This is a genomic window from Rheinheimera sp. UJ51 (assembly GCF_020819615.1).
GTDB lineage: Bacteria > Pseudomonadota > Gammaproteobacteria > Enterobacterales > Alteromonadaceae > Alishewanella > Alishewanella maricola.
Genome location: NZ_JAJHOG010000007.1, coordinates 94,492 through 116,896, shown reverse-complemented (window position 1 = coordinate 116,896; position 22,405 = coordinate 94,492). Strand labels below are relative to the sequence as shown.

Annotated in this window: 24 protein-coding genes; 11 read left to right on the top strand and 13 right to left on the bottom strand. The window is 47.1% G+C overall.

Annotation, left to right across the window (positions count from 1 at the left end):
- The first annotated feature begins 78 nt into the window (after nt 1–78).
- Both LMJ53_RS10965 and LMJ53_RS10960 read left to right on the top strand, forming a co-directional pair.
- Nucleotides 79–2,136, top strand: a complete 2,058-nt coding sequence (locus LMJ53_RS10965) for a protein-disulfide reductase DsbD family protein (RefSeq protein WP_229586095.1) — start codon at nt 79–81, stop codon at nt 2,134–2,136.
- 40 nt (nt 2,137–2,176) lie between these two features.
- Nucleotides 2,177–2,776: a redoxin domain-containing protein gene (locus tag LMJ53_RS10960; RefSeq protein WP_229586094.1), complete on the top strand. Its 600-nt coding sequence runs from the start codon at nt 2,177–2,179 to the stop codon at nt 2,774–2,776.
- A 21-nt stretch (nt 2,777–2,797) separates the two neighbouring features.
- Here the strand turns inward: LMJ53_RS10960 and LMJ53_RS10955 are convergent, their stop codons facing one another.
- The 7 genes from LMJ53_RS10955 to mtnK form a co-directional block, all read right to left on the bottom strand.
- Nucleotides 2,798–3,706 (bottom strand): sialidase family protein, encoded by a 909-nt coding sequence (locus LMJ53_RS10955; protein ID WP_229586093.1) that lies wholly within the window; start codon nt 3,704–3,706, stop codon nt 2,798–2,800.
- A 12-nt stretch (nt 3,707–3,718) separates the two neighbouring features.
- On the bottom strand, nt 3,719–4,954 hold the full coding sequence (locus LMJ53_RS10950) for an ABC transporter permease (protein ID WP_229586092.1): 1,236 nt from the start codon (nt 4,952–4,954) through the stop codon (nt 3,719–3,721).
- Nucleotide 4,955: 1 nt separating this feature from the next.
- Complete coding sequence (locus tag LMJ53_RS10945; RefSeq protein WP_229586091.1) at nt 4,956–6,137, bottom strand: efflux RND transporter periplasmic adaptor subunit; 1,182 nt, start codon at nt 6,135–6,137, stop codon at nt 4,956–4,958.
- On the bottom strand, nt 6,137–7,132 hold the full coding sequence (locus LMJ53_RS10940) for an HlyD family secretion protein (protein ID WP_229586090.1): 996 nt from the start codon (nt 7,130–7,132) through the stop codon (nt 6,137–6,139). Before LMJ53_RS10940 ends, LMJ53_RS10945 begins: the two co-directional genes overlap by 1 nt.
- 1 nt (nt 7,133) lies before the next feature.
- Complete coding sequence (locus LMJ53_RS10935) at nt 7,134–8,075, bottom strand: multidrug transporter (protein ID WP_229586089.1); 942 nt, start codon at nt 8,073–8,075, stop codon at nt 7,134–7,136.
- Entirely contained in the window at nt 8,063–8,743 is a 681-nt protein-coding gene (locus tag LMJ53_RS10930; protein WP_229586088.1) for an ABC transporter ATP-binding protein, read from the bottom strand. Before LMJ53_RS10930 ends, LMJ53_RS10935 begins: the two co-directional genes overlap by 13 nt.
- Before the next feature lie 150 nt (nt 8,744–8,893).
- Nucleotides 8,894–10,087 (bottom strand): S-methyl-5-thioribose kinase, encoded by a 1,194-nt coding sequence (gene mtnK / locus LMJ53_RS10925; RefSeq protein WP_229586087.1) that lies wholly within the window; start codon nt 10,085–10,087, stop codon nt 8,894–8,896.
- Nucleotides 10,088–10,175: 88 nt separating this feature from the next.
- Here mtnK and mtnA point away from each other — a divergent pair, with 88 nt between their 5' ends.
- The gene (gene mtnA / locus LMJ53_RS10920) at nt 10,176–11,204 is read left to right on the top strand and encodes an S-methyl-5-thioribose-1-phosphate isomerase (protein WP_229586086.1); all 1,029 of its coding nucleotides are present in this window, start codon (nt 10,176–10,178) and stop codon (nt 11,202–11,204) included.
- Nucleotides 11,205–11,302: 98 nt separating this feature from the next.
- On the opposite strand, the gene LMJ53_RS10915 is transcribed toward mtnA, so the two are convergent.
- Together LMJ53_RS10915 and LMJ53_RS10910 are read right to left on the bottom strand one after the other, a co-directional pair.
- The gene (locus LMJ53_RS10915; RefSeq protein ID WP_229586085.1) at nt 11,303–11,671 is read right to left on the bottom strand and encodes a PH domain-containing protein; all 369 of its coding nucleotides are present in this window, start codon (nt 11,669–11,671) and stop codon (nt 11,303–11,305) included.
- Between the two features lie 108 nt (nt 11,672–11,779).
- Nucleotides 11,780–11,974 carry a hypothetical protein gene (locus tag LMJ53_RS10910; RefSeq protein ID WP_229586084.1) on the bottom strand — a complete coding sequence of 65 codons (195 nt, stop codon included), beginning with the start codon at nt 11,972–11,974 and terminating at the stop codon, nt 11,780–11,782.
- A gap of 292 nt (nt 11,975–12,266) precedes the next feature.
- Between LMJ53_RS10910 and LMJ53_RS10905 the strand changes: the two genes are divergently transcribed.
- The 6 genes from LMJ53_RS10905 (at nt 12,267) to LMJ53_RS10880 (ending at nt 16,828) form a co-directional block, all read left to right on the top strand.
- Nucleotides 12,267–12,596, top strand: coding sequence for an ArsR/SmtB family transcription factor (locus LMJ53_RS10905; RefSeq protein WP_229586083.1), 330 nt, complete (start codon nt 12,267–12,269; stop codon nt 12,594–12,596).
- A gap of 29 nt (nt 12,597–12,625) precedes the next feature.
- Nucleotides 12,626–13,681, top strand: coding sequence for an alkene reductase (locus tag LMJ53_RS10900; RefSeq protein WP_229586082.1), 1,056 nt, complete (start codon nt 12,626–12,628; stop codon nt 13,679–13,681).
- Nucleotides 13,682–14,002: 321 nt separating this feature from the next.
- Complete coding sequence (locus LMJ53_RS10895; protein WP_229586081.1) at nt 14,003–15,205, top strand: GGDEF domain-containing protein; 1,203 nt, start codon at nt 14,003–14,005, stop codon at nt 15,203–15,205.
- 152 nt (nt 15,206–15,357) lie between these two features.
- Nucleotides 15,358–15,525, top strand: coding sequence for a hypothetical protein (locus tag LMJ53_RS10890; protein ID WP_229586080.1), 168 nt, complete (start codon nt 15,358–15,360; stop codon nt 15,523–15,525).
- 224 nt (nt 15,526–15,749) lie between these two features.
- Entirely contained in the window at nt 15,750–15,932 is a 183-nt protein-coding gene (locus tag LMJ53_RS10885) for a hypothetical protein (protein WP_229586079.1), read from the top strand.
- Nucleotides 15,933–16,129: 197 nt separating this feature from the next.
- Nucleotides 16,130–16,828, top strand: a complete 699-nt coding sequence (locus tag LMJ53_RS10880; protein WP_229586078.1) for a CPBP family intramembrane glutamic endopeptidase — start codon at nt 16,130–16,132, stop codon at nt 16,826–16,828.
- Nucleotides 16,829–17,379: 551 nt separating this feature from the next.
- Here the strand turns inward: LMJ53_RS10880 and LMJ53_RS10875 are convergent.
- Both LMJ53_RS10875 and LMJ53_RS10870 read right to left on the bottom strand, forming a co-directional pair.
- Entirely contained in the window at nt 17,380–17,952 is a 573-nt protein-coding gene (locus LMJ53_RS10875; protein ID WP_229586077.1) for a hypothetical protein, read from the bottom strand.
- 3 nt (nt 17,953–17,955) lie between these two features.
- Nucleotides 17,956–18,228, bottom strand: a complete 273-nt coding sequence (locus LMJ53_RS10870) for a hypothetical protein (RefSeq protein WP_229586076.1) — start codon at nt 18,226–18,228, stop codon at nt 17,956–17,958.
- A gap of 410 nt (nt 18,229–18,638) precedes the next feature.
- Between LMJ53_RS10870 and LMJ53_RS10865 the strand changes: the two genes are divergently transcribed.
- Together LMJ53_RS10865 and LMJ53_RS10860 are read left to right on the top strand one after the other, a co-directional pair.
- Nucleotides 18,639–19,232, top strand: a complete 594-nt coding sequence (locus LMJ53_RS10865; RefSeq protein WP_229586075.1) for a DUF6088 family protein — start codon at nt 18,639–18,641, stop codon at nt 19,230–19,232.
- Nucleotides 19,229–20,275, top strand: a complete 1,047-nt coding sequence (locus LMJ53_RS10860) for a nucleotidyl transferase AbiEii/AbiGii toxin family protein (RefSeq protein ID WP_229586074.1) — start codon at nt 19,229–19,231, stop codon at nt 20,273–20,275. The genes LMJ53_RS10865 and LMJ53_RS10860 overlap by 4 nt, the downstream gene beginning before the upstream one ends.
- 313 nt (nt 20,276–20,588) lie before the next feature.
- Here LMJ53_RS10860 and LMJ53_RS10855 read toward each other — a convergent pair whose 3' ends face one another.
- A complete protein-coding gene (locus LMJ53_RS10855; RefSeq protein ID WP_229586073.1) occupies nt 20,589–21,572 on the bottom strand; it encodes an MDR family oxidoreductase in 984 nt (327 codons plus the stop codon).
- 35 nt (nt 21,573–21,607) lie between these two features.
- Nucleotides 21,608–22,234: a TetR family transcriptional regulator C-terminal domain-containing protein gene (locus LMJ53_RS10850; RefSeq protein ID WP_229586072.1), complete on the bottom strand. Its 627-nt coding sequence runs from the start codon at nt 22,232–22,234 to the stop codon at nt 21,608–21,610.
- Nucleotides 22,235–22,405 lie beyond the last annotated feature (171 nt).

The following is a 22,405-nucleotide window of genomic DNA, read 5'->3' as shown; positions in this document are numbered from 1 at the left end:
TTTTCAACAGGAACACTAGTAAAGTGATCGCCGGTGTTGTAATAACGTAAACAGCGTAAATGGTTAAAGGATAAGACGATGCGTTTTTTAACGGCTTTGTGGTGCTTTGTGCTTTTGGGTGTTAGCCCGGGGTTATTTGCACATACCACCGGTTGGCAACCTGCACAGCATTTACGTGCTGAGTTAGTCAGTGAATACCAAACAGTAAAGCCTGGGCAAACACTGCAACTCGCCTTGCATTTTATCCCTGACGAACACTGGCACACCTACTGGATTAACCCAGGTGACTCAGGCTTACCCACCAGTATTGATTGGCAGCTACCCGCAGGCGTGACGGCGGGCACTATTCAATGGCCCACACCTCAGCAATTCTCTATTCCCCCTTTAATGAATTACGGTTTCGGCGGCCCCACCGTATTGCTGAGCGAATTAACCGTACCGGCAGATTACGCCGCTACTGAGCTAAACATTGCGGCGAATGTTGATTGGCTGGTTTGTGAAGAAATTTGTATTCCCACCTCAGCCAGTTTTGAACTGACTTTGGCGGTGGCTGCACAAGCTATCGTGTCAGAAACCGCCGTTGACCTGATCAACCAAGGTAAAGTGAGTCAGCCCAATGTACTTGCGGTCAGCGGTCAATATGATATTGCCGGAGGCAGCTTGTCAGCCGCGATCAGTGGCTTGCCTGATATCGATTTTCAGCATTTCTTCGTGCGCGCCACTGAAGTTGTCGATCACGCCGCGCCGCAGCAATTATTAGTCAGTGAAGGGGAGTGGATTTTACGCCAGCCGCTGAACACTTACTTTACCGGTGCGCCAGAGCAATTTGAAGTGGTGTTAGTGAGCGCTTCCGGGCAGGGGTACAGTGTGCAATTGCAAGTGGCCAGTGATAGTGCTGCAAGCAGCCCTGCCACGAAAACAGCGCCAGCGCTGTGGTTGGTGTTATTAATGGCCGCAGCAGGCGGTTTTATTTTGAATCTCATGCCGTGCGTGTTCCCGGTATTATCGTTAAAAGCCTTGAGTATTGCGGGTAATACCGGATCGCAGCAACAACAGCGCTCAGATGCCCTCTTTTACAGTTTGGGGGTGGTGCTCAGTTTCGTTGCTTTAGCCTTAGTGTTATTAGCCCTGCGCAGTGCCGGCAGTGCGGTCGGTTGGGGCTTTCAATTACAAAGTCCTTGGCTCGTGGCGGCACTGGCCTATCTGTTATTTGCCTTGGGCTTAAGTTTGTCGGGTTTGGTGCAGTTTGGCTTGGGCTTGATGAATACCGGCAGCGCCTTAACCCAGCAAAAAGGCGGTAAAGGCTCGTTTTTTACCGGCGTTCTGGCAGTGATTGTCGCCAGCCCTTGTACCGCACCCTTTATGGGCGGCGCTTTAGGTTATGCCGTGACTCAACCTCCGTTGTTAGCCTTGTTGGTTTTCGTTGCCTTAGGCTTAGGTATGGCGCTGCCTTTCTTGTTACTTGCCTATATTCCTCGCTTGGCAAAAGCCTTACCTAAGCCTGGCGCCTGGATGGAGACCTTAAAGCAATTATTAGCCTATCCACTGTATTTAAGCGCTGTTTGGCTGGCTTGGGTCTTTGGCCGACAAGTCGGTATTGATGCCTTAGCCATTTTGCTGTGTGGTGCGGTGGCCATTGCTGCAGCGTGTTGGTTATGGGGCCGTTGGCAAATGCGGCGCCAAGGTAGCGCCGAGCCTATTTTTGCCGTGTTATTGGTGGTGCTAGCTTTGTATGTGGTGAGTTTACCTTTACCCACTGTCTCAACCGCAACCGCGAATGCGGAACAACAACATTGGTCTGCATGGAGCCCGCAACGTTTAGCCGAGCTGCAAGCGGCGAATAAACCGGTATTAGTCAATATGACCGCTGATTGGTGTATTACCTGCTTAGTCAACGAGCGAGTGGCACTGAATACCGAGAGCAGTAAAGCCGCGTTAGCGCTGTACGATGTAACGTACTTAAAAGGCGACTGGACGCGACAAGATGCCGATATCACGGCGTATTTGCATCAGTATCAGCGTGATGGTGTGCCGTTGTATGTGTTGTATTGGCCAGGGCAGCCTGCCGAAGTGTTACCACAGATTTTAACGCCTGATACGCTCAGGCAAACCTTAGAGCGGTTAAGTCGTCAATAACACCGCTTCATTTATTTGATCATTTACAGGAGTTAACCCTATGAAAAAAATGACATTACTTGCAGCCGCCGCTGCTACGTTGTTTGCGGCTAACCTGTTTGCAGCACCGCAAGTAGGTGCGCCAGCACCTGACTTTACGGTAAAAGACTCAACCGGTAAGGTACACAGCCTAAAAGATTTTGCTGGCAAAGAGGTGGTATTGGAGTGGACCAATCATGATTGTCCGTTTGTGGTCAAACATTACAACGGCAATATGCAGCAGTTGCAAAAAACCTATACCGAGCAAGACGTGGTGTGGCTCAGTGTGATTTCCTCTAAGCCCGGCAGTCAAGGCCATATCGATGGCGCAAAATCAGCTGAACTGACCACTAGCCGTGGTGCCGCGCCAACAGCGGTGTTGTTTGATGAAAGTGGTGTGATGGGGAAAGCCTATGACGCCCGTACCACGCCGCATATGTATGTGATTGATAAAGCCGGCGTGCTGCAGTATATGGGGGGCATTGATAGCATCCCGTCTGCCAAGGTAGATGATATTGCTAAAGCTACGCCGTATTTTGCTAATGCTGCAACCGCAGTATTAGCCGGTCAAACGCCGGATCCTGCGGTGACTAAGCCTTATGGTTGCAGTGTTAAATACTAAGAGGTGAGTATGCTGCCGGTTTTAAGCAGCCGGCAGCTCACTGAGCGCCACTGCAGCAAAATAAATCGCCGTTTTACTCTCGTGTGACGAATAATAACTGAGCAGCAATCTGTCATCTTGTAATACCATTCCAGCGTAACTGCAATCACCACCTGAGGGTAGTGTTAGCCATTCTGTTAGCTCACCGCTTTGTATGTTAATACCGCAGAGGCTAGTACGCACCCTATCATCATATAATCTGACGCACGCCACAGCGCGGTTATCGGCTAATTGTAGCCAGTGTGGGCCACCAATTCGCGCCGTTAATGCTTGCCAGTGCCATTGGCGATAAGGGGGGGTGCTGCGTCCTAAGAGCCCTACCTCAGGATCGCGGCGCAATAGGCAATACGCGGTGTTATCAGGTTGAAATAGCAGACTGTTTTCATTGGCATAACTGCCTTGGTAAATATCTTCCTGTAGCTTAAATTGCAGGGTGCTATCGCCAATATATAACCGCGATAGTGAGGGGCGGCCAACATAATAAGCCAAAGCATAGGCCTGCTGGCCGTGCCAAGTCAGTCGCCATAGCCAAAAGTTAATATCACCGACCGCTTGCGCGGCAGACCACACTGCACCGTCGATTGAATACCAAATATAGGATTGATGACTACCCTGGCTTTTATCATGCAACGCACCGGCGCCTAAAAGCATTAAGCGGCCATCAGGATGGCAACTGAATTTGGGATCACGTAAGTCGGCGGCGGCATGCTGCACTAACGCCATATTTTGCCAGCTATTGCCGTGATCGGTTGAACGTAGCACGCGAAAAGCACCATCAGGCGAAACATGAGCTGTAGCTTCCCGAAACACACACCAAAGCGCACCCTGCCAAGCAATTAAGTCGGTAAAGGCATTGTGCTCACCTTGTTGCCAAATACAGCGACTGTGCATGGTGACTCCGTATTAATCTGTTTGTAAGGCCGTGATCGGATCCAACTCTGAGGCTTTAATGGCAGGATAAACCCCAAAAGCGACACCGATTAGGGCACAGATACTAAAGCTTAGCACGATAGCCGGGATTGACCAGGACACCGCCCAACCAGAATAAAAAGCAATTAATTCAGAGAGAATAATACCAAACAGAATACCGGCGATGCCGCCGACAATAGCGATGGTGAAGCTTTCGGCAACAAACTGCAGTTTAATATCGCGTTTCGTGGCGCCAATAGCGCGTAATAAACCAATTTCTTTCGTGCGCTCTAACACCGTGGCCAGCATGATATTCATAATACCAATACCGCCCACCAGCAACGAAATACCCGCCACACAGGACATCACAATATTAAATATTTTTTGTGTTTGCTCCTGCTGTGCTAATAACGCCGCGGGTACGATTAAGCGAAAATCATCAATATCATTATGACGTTGCTGCAATAAATAGTTTAGGGCGCGGGCTGCGACGGCGCTATTTGCACCTTCGGTTAACTGTAAACGAAACGAGCTGAGTTCGGCATCCAGAGGAATACTGCGAAAGCGGCTGCGGGCGGTTTGTAGCGGCATAAACAGTTGATTTTGTTCACCACCCAGCTTAATACCCTGAAATTCGTTTTGGCTGTTATAGGGCTCGGCTAACACGCCGATAACCTCTAACCAGACATGATTGACTTTAACATAACGGCCAAGTGCATCGCCTTCAGGAAACAAATTAGCGGCCATTTGTGAGCCGAGCACGGCCACTTGTGCGGCATACAGGTCTTCTTGCTCGGTAAAGTTACGGCCGCTAGCAAATGGCAAGCTACTAAGTGCCATATAACTGGGTAATACACCCACGGCTAAACCTTCGCTTTTACCGCTGTGGCTGATAATGGCATAGGTTTCGAGCTGGCGCTCGGCGCTAAAGCCGGTGATGTTAGGTAGCGTTGTCACGGCCGCTTGCAGATCGCTTTGGCTCAGCCCTAAAGAATGTTTGCGATGCTCTAATAAGGTTTTTTCGTCAAAGGTTTTGCTCTCAACAATAATGTTGCGCAGCCCCATGGTTTCAATGGTTTTTAAGGCTTCGCGTTCGGCGCCTTCACCAATATTGAGCATCGCAATTACCGCACCTACACCAAATATCATACCGAGTAAGGTTAGAAAGGTACGAAGCTTATGTTGTGCCAACTCGGCCAAGGTATCTTTTAGCATGGCGCTATGTTTCATGTTAGTTCTCCGGTGGCAATAAGCTGATACGATCGCCGGCGCTTAGGCCTTCGATAATTTCGGCGTGTGTTAGGCTTTTAGCACCTAAGCTTACGGCTTGTCGTTGCAAACTGCCGCCGCGTTGTTGCCACACATATTGGCCTTTTTCATCGCTGAAAATCGCTTGCAAGGGTAGCGCTAATACCTCCGGCAAGGTGTTGGCTAAAATCTCAGCGCGTACTTTTGCTCCCGGTAAAAAGAAATCTTGTTGGGCGCTTGGTGCCACGATAACTTCAATATAGCGGCGCGGATCACGACGTTCGCGCGATTGCGCCACTTGGCCTACGCTTTGGATGCGGCCTTCAAGTATTTGCTCTGGGCGAGCGGTTAAACGAAAAAACACCGGTTGATCGACCGCTAAGCCAACCGACTCTTGTTCAATAATCAGCAGTTTGACATGTTGTAAGCTTAAGTCTGGAATACTGCCCAGCTTTTCACCGGGAAACACCATCCGACCCACCTCAGGTTTTTCACCGCGCCAGTTGCTGTCATACAGCAAAATACCTTGGTGTTGAGCGCGGATTTCGAGTGCAGCTAAGCCCGTTTCAGCCTGGGTCAGTAAGCTTTGTTGCTGCCCTTTTTGCAGTTGTAGCAAGTCGAGTTCGCCTTGCGAGCGGTTGGCAAAACTTTGTTGTTGCCAATCTAAGTAAGACTGCTTTTCACCTAAAAACTCTTTATTTTGCATCGAGTCTAAGATTTCTAGGCGTGAGCGTATTTGGATGTCATCAATACTAAAACGGTCGGCAAAGGCAAATTCTTGCTGCACAAGGCGCTGATCTAAGCCAATAGTGGACAGTTCTGCTTGTTGCTGAGTGCCTTTAAAGTCTTGATCGGCCAGTACGCCAGATAAAGCATTACTGGCATCACGTCGGCTGCGTTCTAACTGCGTTGCATCAAAACGGATCACCAAATCTCCGGGTGAAACACTGCTGTACTCGGGGGTGATCTCGGCGATAAAACGGGGGCCGCGGGTACTTTGAGGCGCATTGATGCTAATGGCGTTAACGGCAAATAACTCCCCTTCAGCTTGAATGCGGTGTTCAAGCGTGCTCGATTGCAGTGTTAATAAGGCTGCGTTCTGATCGGTTTCACCACAACCACTGAGCAGAAGCAAACTACCGGCTAACATAACGGCATAGCGCATTATTCACCTCCTGCCGCTAAACGAATTTGTAAGCGCGCACTCATACCTGGGCGCATAATAGCCAAATCTGTTTCATCGAGTTTGATACTGGCATCGACGACGCGGCTAAGATTCTCGGCTGTTTTGTTGCGCACCGCAGTGCCTAAATCGGTTAGTACGCCACTAAAGTTACGCTCGGGATAGGCATCCAAGGTAATTTGCACCGTAAGGCCGCCACGAAGGTACTTTAAATCAACTTCATCAATTTCAGTTTTGATATACAAACTTTCTAATTGGCTAACTTCAGCAATCGGTTGGCCAAACTGAACGGTATCGCCAACCGATGATTTTTCACCGTTATAATTGGGTACATACACCATAATGCCGGCAAAGGGCGCGCTAATTTTTAACGAGGCGACTTCCCGTTTTAATTGTTCCACTTCGGCGCTTAAGCGGGCAATTTTCGAGGAAATAATTTGTTGCTCGGCATCGCGCTGTTGTTGATGAAAATCTAAACGACTTTGCGCTAATTGATACTGACTTTTCGCAATAGTGAAGTCGATCTGCGATTTTCGGCGATCATTTTCAGAGCGAGAGTTATCCACTATCTCGGCCTTACGCTGTTCACGATCATGGTCGTTTTTGCGTTCGGCTAATTGCAGTTTTAATTCCTCAAAACGTTGTTCATCAGCGGTTAAACGGTTGGCCAATTCTTGCTCTGCACTGCGCAGTTCAATATTTTTATTACGCAGCTCGTCTTGTACGCTTTGGCTATCAAAGCCAATTACCGGCATGCCTTGTTGCAACAAACTGCCTTCTGGCGCCATTTCTTTAATATTGTATTGCCATAAGCGGCCGACACTGGGAGGGGTGATGGTAAAAAAAGTCGCCGCGGCTAACTGACCCGTTGCTCGTACCGTTTGGCGTTGTTGCTCATTATTGCTCGTTTCTGGTGCGGGTGTGCAGCTAATTAAGCCGAAACAAACCAGGCTAGAGAGTAGCAGTCGATATGGCATGTTAGCGTACCTCTAATAGCAAGCCCATGCCCAGCAACGGCTGAGATATGGGTAGGTTATTCGCGCTAAATTGCGCTCGATAATACAAGGCATTGCCCCAGGCTTGGCGCTTTTCGCCTTGACCGGCCAGTTGTTGCAGTGTTACGGGGAATTGCAACTCAGGGGAAATATCAAAGCGAGCGCTAATGTGTTTGGCTTGCTGCAAACGCGCTACATCTACTTCATGTACCCAGGCTTCAACATAAAGGCCATTTAACTCGGTCACTTCGGCAATCGACCATCCGGGCTGTGCGGTAACACCGCCAAATAATTTGGTGCGATACCAAGGATGTAAGCCATAACTGATGGCGCCGTCCCGTTCGGCGTACACGCTCATTTTGGTCAGGTTTAACTCAGCTTCAGCGAGCTCTGCCGCTGTTTTATCAATTTGCAGTTGTTGTTTAAATAACGTGGTTTGTTGTTCTTGCTTAGCAGTAACGAGGGTTTCCCGGGCTTTTTGCAATTCGGTAGTAGCACGTTGCTGTAATAGCTGGTTATTTTCATAGTCGTACAAACTGAGGTTGGTTTTAGGCACCGCTGCGTCAATGTTGGCTTTCTCTAATAATAATTCGCGACGCTGCAATTCATACTCTGCTTCCATCACCTTTAACGCTTGCTGGCTTTCGAGTTGTTTTAATTGCTCTTGAGTGCTGACTAATTGGTTTTTGAGCCGTTCAATATTGGCTTGAATGGAGCCGGCATCAAAAACCGCCACCAAGTCGCCGGCTTTAACCGCTTCTGCTTCCGGTTTTAGCCATTGCACTTGAATACGCCAAGTGTCGCTCATTGGTGCGACAATGGTTTGCCGATATTCTGACACTAAACTGCCGGTGAGCAGCAGCGGTAATTCACTTTGTGCTTGCTGGCTCAGAGTGGTGGCCAGGATCAAACTTAAACCGAACATTGGCTGTCCTCAAGTATTTGGCCGTCACGCATTCTAATAACCCGCTGGGCATAGGCGGCAATGTCATCTTCATGCGTTACCATCACGACGGTATTGCCTTGCTGATGCAGGCTGGTAAGTAATTGCATGATTTCTATTGAGGTTTTACTGTCTAGGTTACCGGTAGGCTCATCGGCAAAAATCACTTTGGGGTTGTTTATCAGCGCGCGGGCAATGGCCACACGCTGACGCTGGCCCCCTGACATTTCTGCCGGCTTATGATGCATACGATGGCCTAGCCCTACTTGTTCTAACAATGTTTCGGCACGTTGTAGCGCTTCAATGGCGGGGGTGTCGGTATAACGTAAGGGCAGCGCCACGTTTTCGGCGGCACTTAGCCGGGGGAGCAAATGAAATGATTGGAAAATAAAACCAATATGCTGATTGCGCATGGCCGAGAGTTGTTCATCATTCAGCGCACTAACATCAGCACCGGCCAGCTGGTATTGACCACTGCTCGGGGTGTCGAGACAACCCAGAATATTCATCAGTGTAGATTTGCCTGACCCCGAACTGCCCATAATGGCCACAAATTCATTTTCGGCGATGGTTAAACTGACCTCTCGTAGCGCTGCAACCTGAGTATCACCGCTACCAAAAATTTTACTTAACGCTTGAGCGCTTATCATGGAGCAACCTTACAACAAAATCATTATGGCAGTTTGGCATAAGGTGCAGTGCAAGAACCAGTTTTTGAAGGTAGCTATAGTGTAACGAAATGTAAATTTGGCTTTAATAACCCCTGCACTCAGTGTCGCTTGGGCAGGGGGTAACTCGGCTTAAACAGGCAATAAATCTAAAACTTGCTCAATACTGCTCAGGCTTTGGCGCTGAGTAATAAAACGGCGGCCAAGCTCGATAGCCTGTTTTTCGATGTTGGCGCGTTGTTGCGCGTTGCTAATGTTATCCAAGTCGGCCACATGCGCTAACCCTACGGTACGCCGGATCAGCTCACAGCCAGCATAGCCAATGGCATCTGCAAAAACTTGCTGCAAAAATTGTTTTTGATACAAGCTGTTGCGCAGCATCGGATCTTGGCTGTCTTGGCTCATTAATTGGCTAAATTGCTCCGCGAAAACGTGCCACAGTGTCAGGCATTGTTGGCGCACATAGGCTTGATGTGCCGTCACCGCCTCGGCATCAGCCAGTAAGCCGGCACAGCCAAGATAGTTTAAACAAAAGTTCGCCAGTAACGAGCCGACATCAAAGCCGATAGGGCCATAAAAGCCAAACTCGGCGTCGATCACCTTGCAGTTTTCAGCATTGGCAAAAATACTGCCGCTGTGCAAATCGCCGTGTAACAAGGCTTGTGGCTTAGATAAAAAGTCGGCTTTTAGTGCGGCGACTTCCGCTTGTAGCGCTTCGTCTTGCCATAGCTCGCGCGCGGTGCTGATAATCAAATCATGGATGTTATTGCGCTCGTGATTACAGTAGGGATCGGTAAAAAATAAATCTTCGGTAATTTGGCAAAGATCGGGGTTAATAAACTGCGCCACGGCAGCTTTTTTTGCGGGCCCCGTCAGCACAAAATCACTGGTATAAAATAAGGTGTGCGCTAAGTAATGGCCAATTTGCGTTGCCACATGCTCATACTGTTTGCCTTTAATCAGTGCCGTGCGCAAGATGGTATATTGCTTTAAATCTTCCATCAAAATGGCGGACAGCTCAGCATCAAAATGGCGGATTTCAACGGTATGCTCAGGGCAAAAACGCGCATGTACGCGCAATACTTCCGCTTCAATGCGGGCGCGGTCGGTGCTTAAAGGCCAACTTTCGCCGACACAGCGAGCATAGGGCAGGGCTTGCTTTACAATCAGCGAAGTCCCTTTATCATTCGACACACGAAACACTAAATTAAGATTGCCGTCACCAAACTCTTCGGCAGACAGCTTACTGTGATCGCCAAAGAGTTCACTGTGCTTGTCGGCAAAACGCATGGCGTCGTCGTTATTGAAAATGCGGTAATCAGTCATCGGGTTACCTATTTACTTGAGAAGAAAAACGCGTGGCAGCATAATCGCAAACCTTATAGACGTCTGCAACGCCAAATAGGAATAAGCTATGAAAAACTTGTCTGCACTTAGTCTGAAAACGCATCAGGGAGAGCTATACGTTTTAGATCAAACCTTATTACCCCATCAACAGCAATGGCTGCATTGCACAACGGTAACGCAGATGGTGACGTTGATCCAGCGTTTACAGTTACGCGGCGCACCGGCTATCGGCATTGGTGCCAGTTTATTATTAGCCTATCGTGCTACTCAGGGCGATAGCCAAGCGCAATTGCAAAAAGACGCCGAAATATTACGGGCCGCACGGCCAACGGCGGTTAATTTAATGAATAACTTAGATAGCATGCTTGAGGCTATTCAGCAGACGGATTTTGTCAGTGCCACGGTCGCGTGCGCCGAAGCATTATTTGCGGAAGATGTGGCGTTGTGTCAACTGATGGCAGAGCACGGTGCGGCCTTAGTGCAACCGAATGAACAGTTATTAACCCACTGTAATACCGGTGGTTTAGCTACAGCAGGTGTCGGTACGGCGCTAGGTGTGATTAATTTAGCGCATCAACAAGGCAAAAATATTCGGCTGTGGGTAGATGAAACGCGGCCACTGTTACAAGGCGGTCGTTTAACCGCATGGGAGTGCCAGCAATTGGGTATTCCGTATCAGCTAATTTGCGACAATATGGCCGCGATGTTAATGGCGCGCGGGCAGGTCGATCGCATTTTTGTGGGGTCAGATCGTATCGCGGCCAATGGTGACTTTGCCAATAAAGTAGGTACTTACAGCTTGGCGGTATTAGCGCACTATCATCAGGTCCCCTTCTATGTGGTGGCACCGCATACCACCGTCGATTTAGCCTGTGCCGATGGCAGTGTCATCCCTATTGAACAACGAAATGCCGATGAGGTACGCGGGGTCAGTGGCGCTTTTGGTCAAACGTTGTGGGCACCCGAGGAAGCACCGGTGTTTAACCCCGCTTTTGATGTCACGCCTGCCAATTTAGTGACTGGTTGGGTGTTAGATACCGGGGTTTACAGCCAACAAGATATTGCCGCGGGGGTATTGCAGCAGTTATTTGGTTAATGCTATTAGCGGCCAAGTATTTACCACCCCGTATAACGATAACTCGCCAAAATACCGGTTAGCCGCCCGAGGTTGAGGGTGGCAACACCGAAATTTTTTTACAGAATGCTCAGCGAAATATGCTTTGAGATGTCAACAATGGCAGTACTACCAGTAAACTCAAATCTTACCTTACCGACTGAAGATAAATAAATTTCTAGCTCAGAGTCGAGATCGAAAGTGCCCGACGTTTCTACTGAGTAAGCCACGATATTTTTGTAGGGTAGCGAGGTAAAATCTTTTTTGCTGCCGGTAATACCTTGCACGTTTACCGCAATAATTCTTTTATTGGTGAATACCACGCCGTCACGCATCGATTTATACGAATCGATCACGGTTTCATCGTCTAATAACAGTGCCGTGACTTTTTCAGCAAAATCGTTGTTTTGTTTCAGTTTAAAGACGCTTTTATTATTAAAATCGATCATGAAATATCCTTGTTAGCGATGTTTGGTCAACAAGCAAAAATGGCAGCTTAAAATAAACAATGCAATAACGCTAATGTGGCTTTGTTTATTTCACCGCCTGGTTAAACACTATTTATACCAAATGCTCACGACAACCGTCGCGGGCATCCAGGAGCCACCACTTTGCGATTGCGTGATATGAGTAATCTCAATATCCGGATGTGTGGCCAGCCACAGGTTAATTTCTGCTTCTAATCCAGAAATAACCGGTGTTGCAGAACCAGGCCAAAACCCGGGTTTGGGTTTTAAGATTTTAGTGAACACTTTTACTTCCATACTATGACGCTACTCCCATTTTAATCAGTAAGCTAATTTGTCGGTATAAATGCAGCATAGAGTAAAATGCGACCGCTGAAAACGGATGACAGGGTTTAGCATCATCATATGTTCAGTGCGGTTTTATTTATTTGCTTTAAATCGTGCTGGTGGCTATTGAAAAAGCGTTAAGCCGGTTCGTGCTGCCACCTTGTCATTATTTTGTGTTTGCCCCCTTGAAATCGCTTGCTGCCATCTACATATATCGGCTTATCGCGATATATAAATAAACCTATGCCTGATGACGACAACCTCAACAACACCGCTAACGGCCAAGCAATTGGACGACATTATCAAAGCGCTGGCACATCCGGTGCGCCGCGATATGGTGATCTGGTTAAAGACCCCAGAGCAGTATTTTGCTGATCAAGAACATCCACTGAGTTTAGGGGTGTGTGCTGGCAAAATTGAGCGACAAACTGGCTTGTCGCAAAGTACGGTATCGGCGCATCTGGCCACGCTGCAGCGTGCCGGGATTATCTCCAGCCAGAAAGTTGGGCAATGGCATTTTTTCAAACGTAACGAGGCGCTGATGCAGCAATTTATGTTGCAACTTAGCGCCGAGCTTTAATTTCTCTTTTCAACGCACAGGACAACACTATGCCAACCTTATTTGATCCTATTCAAGTGGGCGATTTACAGCTAAAAAACCGCATTATTATGGCACCGTTAACCCGCTGTCGTGCCAGTGCCGGGCGAGTACCCAATGATTTAATGGTGGAATATTACACACAGCGCGCCAGCGCGGGTTTAATTTTAACCGAGGCCACGTCGGTGATGCCAATGGGCGTAGGTTACCCTGATACGCCTGGTATTTGGTCAGCCGAGCAAGTGGCCGGTTGGCGCAAAATCACTGCGGCGGTACACCAGGCTGGTGGCAAAATTATGCTGCAATTATGGCATGTGGGCCGTATTTCCGATCCGCATTACCTAGATGGTGAACTGCCGGTAGCGCCAAGCGCTATTGCTGCCAAAGGGCATGTTAGCTTAATGCGCCCTAAAAAAGACTATGTTACGCCGCGCGCGCTAGAAACCGCAGAATTGGCTGACATTGTAGCAGCTTACCGGCAAGGTGCTGAAAACGCGAAATTAGCGGGCTTTGACGGTGTGGAGATCCATGGCGCTAACGGTTACTTATTGGATCAGTTTTTACAAGACAGCACTAACAAGCGTACCGACAATTACGGTGGCAGCTTAGAGAACCGTGCCCGATTGATGTTAGAAGTGACCGATGCCGTGATTGAAGTGTGGGGCGCAGGGCGTGTGGGTATGCATTTAGCACCGCGCGCAGATGCGCATGACATGGGCGATTCGCAGCGAGCGGATACCTTTGGTTATGTCGCCAGTGAATTAAGTAAGCGTGGTATTGCCTTTATCTGTAGTCGCGAAGCGCAAGCTGCGGATAGCTTAGGACCAAAGCTGAAACAGCTCTTTGGCGGTGTCTATATTAGCAATGAGAAGTTTGATAAGGCGGCTGCAAATAAAGCATTGGCTGAGGGTATCGCCGATGCGGTGGCCTTTGGTGTGCCTTATATTGCTAACCCTGATCTAGTGGAGCGGATGCAGCAAGATGCACCTCTGAATGAGGCCAAGCCTGATTTGTTTTATGGCGGTGGTGTTGAGGGTTACACCGATTATCCGTTTCTACCTCAGTAATTAGCCCTCACGTTATGGTGTAAGTTAAGAGCAGTTGCCGCAAGGGCACTGCTCTTTTTTATTGTTTTCAGCTACGCTGGGGTTATCGCTATTGCAGTGGGCGTGTTAAGCGCATGTGTTACTCAATGAGTGCAAATAACAGCTTTAGACCTTGCTAAATCTTATTGAAAGCCAAAATGCTGCCAGCATGCTTCGGAAAGCTTGCGGCTTTTTATGACAATCTGTATAAATCAGGCAGGGTAGCGGGTGTGTATGGCTCACCCAACCAATGGCCTTATTTAAGGCACCGAAGAGTTTTTGCTGTGCGCTTCGCACCCTGTTATGGGTTTACTGTTGATGCCGTTATTTTTGTTATCACCCCTTTTTACGTTGTTACTGGTGCACTGGCAGTTTGCGCCACAGGCTGCCGCGATCAGCCAGCTATTTCCTGTGTTGGTGTATGTGATGTTGCTGTTAACCGCTGGGCTGGCGGTGCTAATGCGGCAATGGCATTGGTTGTACAGTGCCGTGTTGTTAGCTAGTCATTATTATGTGGTTGAAATGGCGCTGGCCAGTGAGCAACTTGCAGCAATAGCGATGCTACTGCCATTGCTGATCACCCTGTTATTTCTGTTACTGCAATTAAAACCTAAGCCACAACCTAGCACGCTATCAGGCGTGTTCCTGCTGCTTGTCATACTGTTTGCACCGCCCGCCATGTTGGTATTACCGCTTGCTGACATTGTGACGCAGTTATCCCTGCCGGAAACGTTTTTAAAGCCGGTTTCTGACAGCGTTGCTATTAATTGGGGCACCCTTTGGTGGATGGCCTTAGTGGCGACTGGCTGGTTAAGTATGCTCAGTTATCATAGTGCTAATGGCCAGCGTTGGGGGCAGTTTGCTTCGTGGTTAGCGGTGATGCTGTGTTATCCCTTTATCTTGTTTGAGCAAGCCGCCGGATGGGTCACTCTGGCGGCAGGTTTAAGTTTGCTGCTCAGTTTAACCAGTCAGATGCTGCACCTAGCTTATATTGATGAACTAACCCAATTACCCCAGCGGCGAGCGCTGCTGAACCACTTAAGTCGCTTAGGTAAACGCAGCGCGGTGACCATGCTAGATGTTGATCACTTCAAAAAGTTTAACGATACGTATGGCCATGATGTTGGCGATCAGGTGCTTAAGTTGCTTGGCTCGATTTTGGCTAATCAGTCGGGTTTAACGGCTTATCGTTATGGCGGCGAAGAATTTACCTTGGTGTTTCATCATAACAATCAACAAAAGCTGGCTGAAAAGCTAGAGCAAGTGCGTGAAGCCGTGGCAGAGTATCCATTGGTGATCCGTCAGCAACAGCGGCCAACAGACAGTAAAGATGGCAAGCAACAACGCGGCAGTGCCGCAGCAAACAAAACCGTGCATGTCACCATCAGTTTAGGTTGCGCCTTGCGCAATAGCGGTGAAAGTACCGAGCAATTACTAAAACGCGCCGATGAAGCCCTTTATAAAGCGAAAAAAGCCGGGCGTAATAAAGTGGCGTTTGCTAGCTGATAAAAGCGGTATATGGCGTTGTTTTGGTTGAAACTGAGTGTTTAACCTGCAGTTGCATACGGTGCAAATTTTTCAAGTCGGTAACGAATTTACAGTCTAAACTTTCCACTTCCAGGTGGTAACACCTGAATCTAAAGAAGGGGGAATATACTGTGAAAAAAAATCTACTAGCCATACTTACTGCACTGGCCATAACCGCGTCATACTTTTTGTTAACTGCGGTTTCCCCAGAGATGACATTAGGTATTAAAGCCACTTTGCTGGCGGTATTAGCCACAGTTTTTTATGTACTTTTCGCAGCGCTGCTCAAGAAAGATTAGATTTGATGGTGAGATTAATAGGAAGCCATCCCTTAAGATCTTGCTGCTATGGCGATAAAAACGAAGGACTGTAGCGATTAGCTTATGATGTGTAATAGCGCCTTACGAAACAATAAATAAAGAATATCATTAATATCGGTTCAAGAACGCGTTGACCACTCTTGCTTTAGCATTTTAGATTTTAAGGTATTTCAATAACACCTATTCAAATTAAGGTGATAATAATGCTCTATTTTAGAATTGCTTTTGTTTTTGTTACATTTGTCATTGTTTATGCTGCCGGAATGCTGAACATCATTAATGAAAACCACTGGCTAGTAAATGCCGGGATCTTAGCGCTATGGATTGTATGCTATGGCTATGTTTTAGAGCCAGTGGTAAAAGCAAAGCTTGCTCGAAAACACTGATTGTTTATTGATGCGCTCGCTATGTGGTTCTTCAGTCAGCGTCTGCAGAGTATGACCATGGCGGCCAATCATCAGGGCTTCCAGCCGGATTTAACCGCTTTACTTAGTCGCCATCGCTTATCGTTAACATGGACCAATATGTAGCAGTTGCTGCTATCAGTTAAAATCAGAACAACAACAAGTGATTTGGTACCGGTATGTCAATTAATAATGCAGATAACAGCTCGAAAGTTCTCACCTATGGCTATAAACATGCACTTAAATTTATAATTTATTTAATATTATTCTATTTAGCTTTCTCTGTGCTGGCTGGATTTGCACTTTATGTTATGGAGAGTGGAAAACTTGCTGATTTCGCCACGTTAAGGTTAACTCTGTTTTTTTCAGTGTTATTAGCGCACGTCACAACAATGAGAAAGGCTGCTCTAGTTCTGCACATCAGTAGGGAAAATTTTCTGATCAGTCTGGCATTTGTTTTATTGTCGACTTTTACGTTTGTTATTTTTTTATTATTAACTCTACTGATGAATAACCCAGTAGAAAATATCAAGCTGGCATCCATTTCGCAGGTAACAAATAAAGGAGAAATGTTGTTTCTTTTATTTCTGACTTCGGTGGTAGTACCAGTGTATGAGGAAATAATAAGCCGCTTCCACCTCGTCAACGTTTTAAGGAAGTTGGTAAATTCGAATTTTTTTGTTGTTATCGTTTCATCGGCATTTTTTGCACTATTGCACACCCAGTATCAAGGTTTAGGCTTGTTCTTGCCGTTCTGCTTTGGGGTACTGTTTTGTATCGCCAGAATTGTTACTGGCAGTATTGTTCCGGGAATATTTATGCATGGCATCGCCAATGCAATTTGGTTTTTTCACGAAAACTTAATACTTATCCGCTGACATTGCAGGTTAGCAGAGAGACGGTGTCAGGTCTTGCTTTTTGCCCAATTCACGCGCTACTCATGCAGATTCCTGTCATTGTTCTCGAATACAGCTTAGTTATTTAGAACAACTTGCCTGATCGGCAAGTCATTATTTCACCTGCGGTGAAATACTTTCTTTTGCGTCGCCAAAAGAAAGTATCCAAAGAAAATGCGACCCCACTTCCGCTCGAAAGCCCCACTGCTCATGCGCTGTCCAAGGCGAAAACGTAACTCGCGCCATGCTTCGTCGCCGCACTCAAACACTCGTTTTCTTAAAACCTTGGCCAACGATGATCAGTCGACTCGCTCTAAGGGGAATAGAAGCCAGAGCGGTATTCGCTAAGCTGAATAGTTTGTTTGTGCAAAGCGGACATTTCACGGGGTCATCAGCAAAGACTGCTTTATATCTTACAGCGGTCAATACTTAAACCAAATGTCACGCTTGTTCGACGACGTATATCTGAATCATCTTCAATGTTAGGCTTTTAATGGTTTGCAATGAGTTGTGAATGGAAAAATCCAGTGCGGTTATTTTTTCCGCGACTCAGTCGATACACTAGCGCTGTAGTCAATCCAACGTTCTCTTAATGACTCTATTAATGCCAGAGCGATAAAGAAAAAAAACAAACACCAAGGGTTAGGATTGTAATGAATGCCCAAGCCATTTACCGGGTAAATTAATGGCTTATTGGGGTTTACCAAATCAACTGCGTGGATCCATAAAGCTCCTTCGCTGTCACGACTAAGTATCCCTTTATGCCTTTGTGTATAAAATATTACTTGCTGAGGTTTACTCGCTAAGGAGAAAACAGAAGCTAGGTTTTTACACTTTTGCCAACCACTAAACCATACTTCTCTCTCTCTTAGAGACGTATACAAAATAATATCGTCTTGGCCAGACATCCTCGGATTACACTGAAATGAGTACAATACACCTTCAACCTTTGTCAGCTCAGCCTCATCCACTCCATTGGTGTAGTACCTGAAGTGCCAAGTAAGATACAACAGACTAACGATTAGCAAAATTTGTAACGGCACCGGTAAACGCTTTAGCCAAGCCATCACTTTTGATTGTTTAGGTAACGTTGGGATTTTCTGCAAAACTTAATCCTTTTTCTCTAGAGACTCAGCTAATTTCGTAGAATCAATACGCCCATTCACTGAATAGGTCTGAACTCCACTTGCCATATTCGCCATATCTCTTGCCTGCGAGGTAGCGCCGGCAGCATCACCGATATTACCAACATTTTTTGCAACGCTGTGTAAAGATTGTGCGCCCCTGCTGGTTGTTCCTTCGATAAAATCACCAAACTTACCTGCACGAGCGATATCCTCTCGTTCCAAACCATAATTTGCGGCTGCGGTCTCTAATCCCATACCGGTGAGTGTTCTTCCTCCAACCCATAAAGACCGAATACCATCTAAACTTGCTAGTGTAAGCAGAGCTGCGGGAACTGTTCAAACACCAGTTAAAGATCCGCCAATACCAGTAGCGAGGCTTACAGTACCCAATAACACGCCAGCTGGATCTTGTGGTGCAACTGCAGCCATACTGATCGTTACTATAAAACCGCCCGATAAGCGGGTCATAATACCGCTGCTGCATATAGATTAGTACTATTTATCTTCCAGCAAAATAAGCAAGAGCATGTCACACATGAAAGCTATCTATCCTGACGTAATCTCCTTTGCAAGCATTGCTATTATTAAGCTATACTAAAGCCACCTTAAAAACCGGTCGTCAGAAATATACTACGATGTCAGTCTCAGCTTTAGTCGCTCAAAGAGTGTCCCGTCTACAAAAAGGGATGCCGTTTACCATTGAGGGCTTTTATGCTCTGGGTTCTGTCACGTCTGTTCAAAAAGCGCTGAGCCGACTTGCAAAAGAAGGTACAGTAGTTCGGGTAGCCAAAGGTATTTATGCCAGACCTAAACCTCTGAAAAGCTTTCCATCCATCAAGACAACAGCTACCGCAGAAGAAGTCGCATTGTCGTGGGCCCGTAAATACAGCTACAGCATAGTACCCCATGGTCTTGAAGAGGCTTATCGATTAGGTTTACAAACTCAGGCTCCGGTAAAAACCGTATTCTGGACATCAGGCCCATCTCGTGAATTTAAAGTGGGTAATCAGCAAGTCGTGGTAAAACATGCAGCTCAAAGTAAATTGCGCTGGGCAAATAAACCCGAAGGGGCCTTCTATCGTGCTCTGCTGGTGCTGTCAGCCGAACATACTTCGCTACAACAACTTAAAACGGCTCTGAAACGACTTAACTTAGCCAGTAACGAAGTTATTCCCGTTATACACAAGCTAAAATTGCAGCCCACACTTCTCTCCTGGCAAAACAAGTTAACCAAGCTTGAAAGTGAATTGCTGTCATGAATTTGTTTCAGCTGTATGCTGACAAAGCCAAACATTCAGAGCTGGCTGAGTTATTTAATTTTGCGTCCACCCAGCAGCAATTTGGTCTGGCAGCGAATTTTTTGGAGAAGGACCTTTGGGTCACCGAAGTACTACGGTTATTGTATGACGAGCAATTGCTCGGTGCTAAATCCGTAGCGTTCAAAGGTGGAACTGCGCTCAGCAAATGCTGGCAAGTGATCCAGCGCTTTTCAGAAGATATTGATTTATCGGTACATTGGGCAGAGCTGTCTGATCTGACCGAAGAGCAGGAGCAGAACGCCTGGCTACAAAGTACTAAAAATGGCAGCCAAGCCAGGAAGTTCCGCGAACAACAACAGCAACGATTACTGGGATGGACAGAGCAACTGGTGCATCGGCTTAACCAACGCTTTGCTGCTTATCAGATTGATGGTCTGAAAGCTGAGCTGGAACCAGACTCTGGCGGCGAAAAAGTAGATATCCATTTTCCACGAGTGACAAAAAACGCAAGAGACTACCAGCTTGACCATATTTTACTGGAGTTCGGCGGCCGTAACCGGGACAAACCCACCAAAACCATAACAACCAGTTGTTATCTTGGCGAAATCAAAGAATTCGCAGCAATAGTTTTACCGAAAGCCAATGTTCAGGCCTATGAGAATGACTTTATTTTCTGGGAAAAACTCACTGCTCTGCACCAGTTCAGCACCCAAACGAATGAACCAAACCCTGATCGGTTAGCCAGACATTGGTATGACGTGGCCTGTCTGCTTCGTTCTGATTTCGCCGATGCCTTTAATAGTAGCGAAGCCATGCAAGCAGTAGTTGAAATGAAAAAACACCGCTGGCCGGTGCAAGGCGTCGACTATGACGCCATTTTACGTGGACAATTATCTGTAGTGCCACAAGAAGCTCGCTTGGCAGCAATAGCTGCTGATCACAAAGCCGCTGTCACTGGCCAAATGTTTTTCACCTCACCAGACTCTTTTGAACACATCATTCAGCAACTGTCAGACTTCCAAGACCGGTTTAACAGTCGCTAGCATAGAGGTAACTCAATAGTTTTATAATGTTATCTAAGATAGCTATATTTGCGCTTTGCATCTTCAACTCTTTGTTTGCAACATTTTTTGTATTTTTTTACCATTTCCGCAAAAACAAGGATCATTTACTTTCGGTGCGATTGAAGGAACAGATGCATTGTTTTCGGGGGAAGTCATTTTTTATTATTTATAGCGAAAGTGAGTAAGGTGTTAATTTTTATCATTTCAATTAAGTGATAAAGGCGGTTTATTTTGCTACTGCTACATAAAAATGCCCGCAAAAACGGGCAGTTTATCAACCTAACTCAAAGCATTACTCAGCGACTTTCACAATAACTCGGCCGCGTACCTTACCTTGTAGCAAGTCGTTAGCGGTGCTGACCACTTGCTCTAGCGAAATGACATGGCTTATCGTGTCAAAATCTTCAGCGGTTAACAATTCACTTAACCGTTGCCAGGCTTCAATGCGATCTGCTAATGGGCGCATTACGCTATCAATGCCGTATAACACGACACCGCGCAGGATAAAGGGCGCCACGGAAGAGGGGAAATCCATGCCTTGTGCCAAGCCGCAAGCGGCAACGGCACCACCATAACGGGTGCTAGCACAGGCGTTGGCGAGGGTATGGCTACCGACGCAATCGACAACTCCCGCCCAACGTTCTTTTTGCAGCGGTTTGCCCGGCGCACTTAATTGTTCACGGGGTAAAATGTCGGTTGCACCGAGTTTTTTCAGATAGTCACTTTCTTCAGGCCGACCGGTGGCCGCTACCACGTTAAAACCCAGCTTGCTGAGTAAGCGCACGGCATAACTACCGACACCGCCATTGGCACCCGTCACTAAAATTTCACCTTGCTCAGGGGTAACACCATGTTTTTGCAGCGCGAGCACACAAAGCATCGCGGTATAGCCTGCCGTACCTACACCCATCGCTTGCGCTGGGCTGATGCCTTTAGGAAGCGGGATCAGCCAGTCACTTTTTAAACGGGCTTTTTCAGCTAAGCCACCCCAATGACCTTCGCCCACCCCAAAGCCGTTGAGCAGCACCTTATCACCGACTTGAAAACGGCTAGAATCAGATTGCAAGACTTCGCCAACCAAATCGATGCCTGGCACCATGGGGAATGCGCGCACAACAGGCGCTTTGCCGGTAATGGCCAAGCCGTCTTTATAATTGAGGGTACTGGTTAACACTTTTACGGTGACATCACCGGCAGGCAGTTGTTGCTCGTCTACGGTCGTTAACTCGGCGCGATAACCTTGGTCATCTTTATTAATTAAAATTGCCTTAAACATACGATTCTCCGTTTTACAGTGGGGTGTAATTAAAATTAATGGGAAAGTTGTTTCAAAAAGAACTGACCAAATTGTTGTAGCGGTTGTGCGGATTGGAGCAAGCGCGCTCGCGCGACCGCACCTTCCCAACCGATCCAAAATACTTCTGCTAAAGCTGCTGGGTCTTTATCTGCCGTGATCTGAGCTTGGGCTTGTGCTTGTTTTAAGCAATTCGCGACCAATGCTTGCCAGCTGCTATAGGTCGCCACAATGGCGTGGCGAAAGGTGTCGGGTAATTGCGGTAATTCCAGTTCTAAATTACCGATCAGGCAGCCTCGACTAAATTGATACTTGGCCATACCGTTACTGGCATCGCTCATAAAATGGCTAAGCCGTTGCAGAGGAGGATAACGGGTGTCGTTAAGATGTTTGCTTAATTTCGCTTCAAAGTACTGGCGATAGTGAGCTAATACTTCTAACCCATAAGCTTCTTTGTTTTCGAAGTAATGATAAAACGAACCTTTGGGGACCTGCACCGAGCTTAATATAGTATCCAAACTGCTTTGGTTAAATCCTGACGAGGTCAACCATACTAAGCCTGCGCGCAGCAGCACGGCCTTGGTATTCGGATCGGCATCTTGGTTTTTCTTCGGTCGGCCGCGTTGGCGCTTTTGGTTATCCATAGCTCACGTTAATTAATTAGACTGCTTGGTCTAATTTAGGCCAGTTGCTGCCATTTTGCAAGTGACATGGTTGTCGACTTTGGTCTAGGTGTTAATGATGCTTAGTAAAAATTGCGGTGATGGTGGTGAAGTTAAAAAAATGGATTGCATCTGGCAAGTGATTTGAGAGTG